We start from the raw sequence: 5,639 nt of genomic DNA, 5'->3' as shown, positions 1-5,639 counted from the left end.
CCACGGGTAGACGTTCGACGGGAACTGTTCGGTCAGCACGATCACCCGGGAGCCCGCTGGGATCGGGATGTTGGCCGCGGCCGTGCCGATCGCGTAGCTGACGCTCGGCATGATCGCGACCCCGTCCGCGTCGCCGCCCACCAGCCGGGCGAACAGCTGCCGGAGCAGTTCCGACTCCTCGAAGAAGTCCTCCGCGGCGACCTCCCACGGCCGGGACGTGCGAGCGATCGCCTGCTCGCCAGCTTCGCGGACCTCCTCGAGGTTCGGCGAGAGGAACGAGCAGTTGAGGTAGGCGACGTCGGGAGGGATCCCGAAGGCGTCCTTCTGGGGCGAGAGGACCACGTGGCGACCTCGAGGGGGTCAGATCGCGCCCCGGATGCCCTCCACGTCGTCGCCGCCCAGCACGACCCGGGTGGCGGTCGCGAGGTAGACGAGGTCGACGTTGACGCCCTGGTCGGCGATCCGCCGCGTCAGTTCCCCGAGCGCTCCCGGTTGGTCGTCGATGTCCACCACGACGACGTCGCGCTCGTCGCGGACCTCGAAACCGGCGTCCTCCGCGGCTTGGCGGGCGGTTCCCGCGTCCTCGACCAGGACGTGGAGGATCCCCTCGCCCCCGCACGGGAACCCGCAGGTCCCCTCGATGTTCACGCCGGCTCCCCCGAGCGCCTCGCCAGCTGCGGCGATCGTGCCGGGACGGTTGTCCAGGATGATGGTGAGGTCGGTCGGCATGACGTCGCTCCTTCTCGTTCGCGGTTACCCCGGACGTCTCATCCTAAAGACCAGCCACGCCCCCGTCAGCGGGAACCGGGGGCCGCTCGGTGTCCTCCCGTCACCTCGTGAGTGGGGCTGCCTCACCGAGCCGGGCCAGCTTCTGGGGGTTGCGGACCGCGTAGATGCGGGTGATCCGGCCGTCATCGACGACCAGGCTGGCCGCGGTATCGAGCTCTCCGTCGAGATCGATCCGGACGGCCGGGGCGCCGTTGAGCCACATGGTGCCGACGCGGGCGCGGGGTGCGATCGCGGCGATGCCGGCCAGGAGCCGGGCCACCCGCTGCGCGCCGGTGACCGGGTGCCGGACCGCGGCCACGAGGCCCCCACCGTCGGCGACCAGCACCACGTCGGGTGCCATCACGTCGAGCAGGCCTTGCACGTCACCGGTGTTGACCGCTGTGAGGAACCGCTCCACCACGGCCTGCTGCTCGGTCGTGCTCACCTGCATCCGCGGCCGTCGAGCGGCCACGTGCTCCCGGGCCCGATGTGCGATCTGACGGACCGCCGACGGGGACTTGTCCAGCGCAGCGGCGATCTCGTCGAACGGCGTGTCGAAGACCTCCCGCAGCACGAACGTCGCGCGCTCCGCGGGGCCGAGCGTCTCCAGCACGGTGAGCATCGCGATCGAGACGCTCTCGGCGAGCTCGACGTCCTCGGCCACGTCGGGGCTGGTCAGCAGCGGCTCCGGCAGCCACTCCCCGACGTACTCCTCGCGGCGCCTGCTCAGGGTGCGGAGCCGGTTGAGCGACTGCCGGGTGACGATCCGGACCAGGTAGGCGCGCGGGTCGCGCACCTCAGCCTGATCGACGTCCGCCCAGCGCAGCCAGGTCTCCTGGACCACGTCCTCGGCGTCGGCAGCCGAGCTGAGCATCTCGTAGGCGACGGCGAAGAGCAGGCTGCGATGGGTGACGAACGGGTCCTCGGTCATATCGCCGAGGCTACGTTCGCCGCCGGCTCCGCGAGCGGTGGCAGCCCGCACGCGGCCGCAAGGCCCTCCGCCTCGATACCGAGCGCGGTGTTGTTCCGGGCGTAGTAGTTCGCCAACCCGATGACGGCGGTCAGCTCGAGAAGGGCCGGCGCCCCGAGAGCCTCCAGCAACCGCGCCGACAGCTCGTCGGTGACCGTCGTTGGGGTCTGGCTCATCGCCTCGGCGTACGCCATGACATCCCGTTCCAACGGGGTGAAGACGTCGGACTCCCGCCAGCGCGGCACCTCGCGGGCCTTGGCCTCGTCGAGCCCCTCGTTGTGCGCCATGAAGTAGCCGAGGTCCAGGCAGGCGCTGCAGCCGATCAGCGAAGCGACCGCCATGTGGGCGAACGACTTCAGGTTCTCGTCGCACTCGTTCCACCTGCGTGTCTTCAGGCCGAGCCCGAAGCCGAACTTGAGCACCTGCTTGTTGTGCCACGCGACCTCCAACGCCTCGGGCACGTCGCCGAACATCTTCTTGCTGAACGTCTTCACGATCGCCCCGTAGAGGCCGGTGATCTCGGTTTTGGGGATGCGGGTGCTGCTGGCCATGCGTCCTCCAGTCGTCGGTGGGTTCGTACATGGAGACACCGGACGCGGTCTGTTTGTGACACCGGACCTACGGTTGACGGGGATGCCACCCGCCGTGCGAGGATGCCCATCCCATGGAACCGCCAGAGCGCGGAGAGGAGATCGCTGAGATGGACGAGGTCGCCGCGGTACCCGAGGACTACCCCCGAGTCACGCCCTACCTGCACGTCGACGGCGCGAGCGCCGCGATCGACTTCTACACCTCCGTGCTCGACGCCAAGGAGCGGATGCGGATGCCGGCGCCCGACGGCAAGGTCGGCCACGCCGAGCTGGAGATCGGTGACTCGATCATCATGCTGGCCGACGAGTCGCCGGACATGGGCAACAAGGGCCCGAAGGCGCTCGGTGGCACACCCGTGTCGATCATGGTGTACGTCGAGGACGTCGACGCCACATTCGCCAAGGCTCTGAAGGCCGGCGCCACGGAGGTGCAGCCGCTCGAGAACAAGTTCTACGGCGATCGCTCGGGCTCGTTCGAGGATCGTTGGGGCCACCAGTGGCACGTGGCCTCCCACGTCGAGGACGTCCCACCTGAAGAGATGCAGCGCCGCATGGCGGAAGCAGCCGGTGGGTGACGACCGCCAGATCGATCCGTGGGGACTCCGCTCGACGACGAGGGATCCGGATGCAGACGATGGCGGGCTCGTGGAGCCTCCGGCTGTTCTGGGGCGTGGTCGCGACCGCCCTGATCCTCATCCCCGCCCCGGCGTCCGCGCAGGCGCCGCCGTGCGAGCCGGGCGACATGCCCTTCGCCGACATGCCCGGCGCCGATCTGGAACCTGAGGTGCACGTCAGCGAAGACGCCGACCCGGTGCACTACGTCCGTTGGCGCGGGACCGTCCCCAGCTTCGACGGGTTGCCCCTGTCGGTCGACGTGACCGTCCCGTGCGGCGTCGCCGGACCGCAACCGACGGTGCTGATGGCACACGGGTTCGGCGACGACAAGACCGTCTGGCAGGAGACCGGCAAGAGCGACACCGTCGAGTCCGAGGAGCGGCCGCAGACCAACAGCCACTGGAACAACATCTGGTTCGCTGCGCGCGGCTACACGGTCGTCAACTACACGGCCCGCGGGTGGCGCGACTCCTGCGGGCCGGACACCCCCGGGTCCACGCCCCTCACGCCGGCGCCGCAGTGCCTCGAGTACGACTACTGGATCCACCTCGACGACAAGCGTTGGGAGGTCCGCGACGCGCAGTGGCTGATCGGGGCGCTGGTGCAGAGCGGCCACGCCGACGCGGAGCGTCTGGCGATGACGGGAGGGTCGTACGGCGGCGCCCCGACGCTCGTGACCGCGTTACTCGATGACCGGGTGGTGTGCGGCGCCGCGCCGGTGCCGTCCGAGCTCGGGACCGATCCCTGCGAGGGGCCGCGACAGCGAGGACCTCGCCCCGTGGACGACCCCCGACGGCTCCACCCCACTGCGGCTCGCAGCGGCCGTGCCACGGATCACGTTCGGCGACCTGGTCCAGGTGCTGGCTCCGAACGGCCGCACGTCGGACGGCTGGGAGCATGCGCCACCCCACGGTGACGTCACCTCGCCGATCGGCGTGCCTATCGAGAGCACGCTCGCTGCGCTGCTCGCCGCCGGCAACGCCAGCGGGCACTTCGCTCCGCCCGGCGTGGACCCGGAGTCCGACATCATCACCGACGCCACGCGCGTGCTCGCGGGCAACCCCTTCCCGCCCGAGGACCCGATCGTCGCCCGCGCCGTCCGTGTCTACCGGGACCTCAAGTCACCGATCACGACCGCGCCGCAGGGACGCGTACCGGTCTTCTGGGTCCACGGCCTGACGGATCCGCTGTTCCCGGCGTTCGAACCGCTGACGGTCATGAACACGGTCCACGAGGTCGATCCGGCGTACCCCTTCAAGCTGTTCCTGGGGGACTTCGGCCACGACTACACCGGACAGCGGGCCGACGAGTGGGAGCTCGCGATCACGCAGATGAACGACTTCCTCGACCACTTCCTGCGCCCCGACCGCAGCCCGCAGACCCCGGCGTTCGACGTCGGCGCCACGGTGACCCGCTGCCTGGATCACGACGCCCCGATGCGCTTCGTCTCGGCCGACCGCTGGCACGACCTGCACCCCCACCACGTCACGTTCACGAGCGACGAGGGAGGCCAGACCTCCACCGCGGCCCCTGGCCCGGCGGCGCTGGCCACCGACCCGATCTCCACGGCGACCCTGCCCCTGCCCGGCAGCTACCCGGGCTGCCGGATCATGGAGCCGTCGGAGCCGGACCCCACGGCGGTCACCTACGAGTTCGAGGTCACCGAGGACCTCGTGCTGATGGGAGGCCCCGTTGTGGACATCGCCTTCACGACGTCGGGGCCCGACGTCCCGCTGAGCGTCCGGTTGTGGGATGTGGAGGAGGACGGCGCGGCGCAAGGGCTCGTGACGCGATTCACGTACCGGGTCGCCGAGGGGCCGGGCGAGGGACGCGCGCACTTCCAGCTCGCACCACAGGGCTACCGGTTCCCCGCCGGGCACCGCATCAAGGTCGAGGTGGTCGCCAACGACGCCCCGTACTACCAGGCCAGCAACATCCCCGCGGTCGTCGATGTCCACGGACTCGAGCTGGCCCTGCCGCTGCTCGAACCGCCGGGGGGACCGCCGGGCGACGGCACGACCGACCTGCCGGCACCGGCGCCGGACGACACCCCGTCGCTGCCAGCGACGGGTCCGCCGTTCGGATCGGCAGGGTCCTTACTGGGACTACTGGCCCTCGCCGCGGCGACGTCCGTGTGGCGCCGATCGAACTGCCCGCGTGCGCCCTAGTGGTCCGTAACTGACGTGGTTTGACGGTTGGCTTTGGCGAGGATCTGGTCGGCGGTCTTGGTCCACAGGAACGGTTGGCAGCGTTCGTTGTAGGCGTCGATGAACCGGCGGATCGCTCCGGTGAGCTCACGCACGCTGGTGAAGCTGCCGCGGCGGATGGCCTGGCGAGTGATGATCGCGAAGAACACCTCGACCAGGTTCATCCACGACGAGTGGGTCGGGGTGAAGTGCAGGGTGATGCGCTCGTTGGCGGGGCGGGCCAACCATCTGGTGACGTCGGCGTGCTTGTGGGCCGAGTAGTTGTCGCAGATCACGTGCAGCTGAACATCGGGGTAGGCCTTGGCGATCTTCTTGAGGAACTTCAAGAACTCGACCCCGCGGTGACGGTCGTAGCACTCGTCGAGCACCCGGCCGGTGGCGACCTCCAGCGCGGCGAACAGTGTGGTGGTGCCGTGACGGCGGTAGTCGTGCGACTGGCGTTCGGCCAGCCCCGGCTTGAGCGGCAGGATCGGCTGGGTGCGCTCCAAC

8 protein-coding genes are annotated in these 5,639 nt (G+C 69.9%); 3 read left to right on the top strand and 5 right to left on the bottom strand.

Annotation, left to right across the window (positions count from 1 at the left end):
* The 4 genes from KY469_22240 to KY469_22225 all read right to left on the bottom strand — a co-directional run.
* Positions 1 to 342: aminotransferase (locus KY469_22240; GenBank protein MBW3665814.1), on the bottom strand; the 342-nt coding region annotated here is incomplete at its 3' end.
* Between the two features lie 18 nt (positions 343 to 360).
* On the bottom strand, positions 361 to 729 hold the full coding sequence (locus KY469_22235) for an amino acid-binding protein (protein MBW3665813.1): 369 nt from the start codon (positions 727 to 729) through the stop codon (positions 361 to 363).
* 100 nt (positions 730 to 829) lie between these two features.
* Positions 830 to 1,699, bottom strand: coding sequence for an RNA polymerase sigma-70 factor (locus KY469_22230; GenBank protein ID MBW3665812.1), 870 nt, complete (start codon positions 1,697 to 1,699; stop codon positions 830 to 832).
* Positions 1,696 to 2,289 carry a carboxymuconolactone decarboxylase family protein gene (locus KY469_22225; protein ID MBW3665811.1) on the bottom strand — a complete coding sequence of 198 codons (594 nt, stop codon included), beginning with the start codon at positions 2,287 to 2,289 and terminating at the stop codon, positions 1,696 to 1,698. Before KY469_22225 ends, KY469_22230 begins: the two co-directional genes overlap by 4 nt.
* 149 nt (positions 2,290 to 2,438) lie before the next feature.
* Here KY469_22225 and KY469_22220 point away from each other — a divergent pair, with 149 nt between their 5' ends.
* The 3 genes from KY469_22220 to KY469_22210 are packed head-to-tail and all read left to right on the top strand — an operon-like array spanning position 2,439 to position 5,111.
* Positions 2,439 to 2,903, top strand: coding sequence for a VOC family protein (locus KY469_22220; protein ID MBW3665810.1), 465 nt, complete (start codon positions 2,439 to 2,441; stop codon positions 2,901 to 2,903).
* 50 nt (positions 2,904 to 2,953) lie between these two features.
* On the top strand, positions 2,954 to 3,859 hold the full coding sequence (locus KY469_22215; protein ID MBW3665809.1) for a prolyl oligopeptidase family serine peptidase: 906 nt from the start codon (positions 2,954 to 2,956) through the stop codon (positions 3,857 to 3,859).
* Positions 3,768 to 5,111, top strand: coding sequence for a hypothetical protein (locus KY469_22210; GenBank protein ID MBW3665808.1), 1,344 nt, complete (start codon positions 3,768 to 3,770; stop codon positions 5,109 to 5,111). Before KY469_22215 ends, KY469_22210 begins: the two co-directional genes overlap by 92 nt.
* On the opposite strand, the gene KY469_22205 is transcribed toward KY469_22210, so the two are convergent.
* Positions 5,108 to 5,639: IS630 family transposase (locus KY469_22205; protein MBW3665807.1), on the bottom strand; the 532-nt coding region annotated here is incomplete at its 5' end. The genes KY469_22210 and KY469_22205 overlap by 4 nt on opposite strands.

The sequence above is a fragment of the Actinomycetota bacterium genome (assembly GCA_019347575.1).
Classification (GTDB): Bacteria; Actinomycetota; Nitriliruptoria; order Nitriliruptorales; family Nitriliruptoraceae; genus JAHWKY01.
The sequence above is the reverse complement of the archived record's forward strand: the minus strand, read 5'-3'. Positions and strand labels throughout refer to the sequence as shown.

Coding starts and splice junctions, on each gene's coding strand:
- KY469_22230 (MBW3665812.1), bottom strand. CDS start 1,699: ATGACCGAGGACCCGTTCGTCACCCATCGCAGCCTGCTCTTCGCCGTC.
- KY469_22220 (MBW3665810.1), top strand. CDS start 2,439: ATGGACGAGGTCGCCGCGGTACCCGAGGACTACCCCCGAGTCACGCCC.
- KY469_22235 (MBW3665813.1), bottom strand. CDS start 729: ATGCCGACCGACCTCACCATCATCCTGGACAACCGTCCCGGCACGATC.
- KY469_22215 (MBW3665809.1), top strand. CDS start 2,954: ATGCAGACGATGGCGGGCTCGTGGAGCCTCCGGCTGTTCTGGGGCGTG.
- KY469_22225 (MBW3665811.1), bottom strand. CDS start 2,289: ATGGCCAGCAGCACCCGCATCCCCAAAACCGAGATCACCGGCCTCTAC.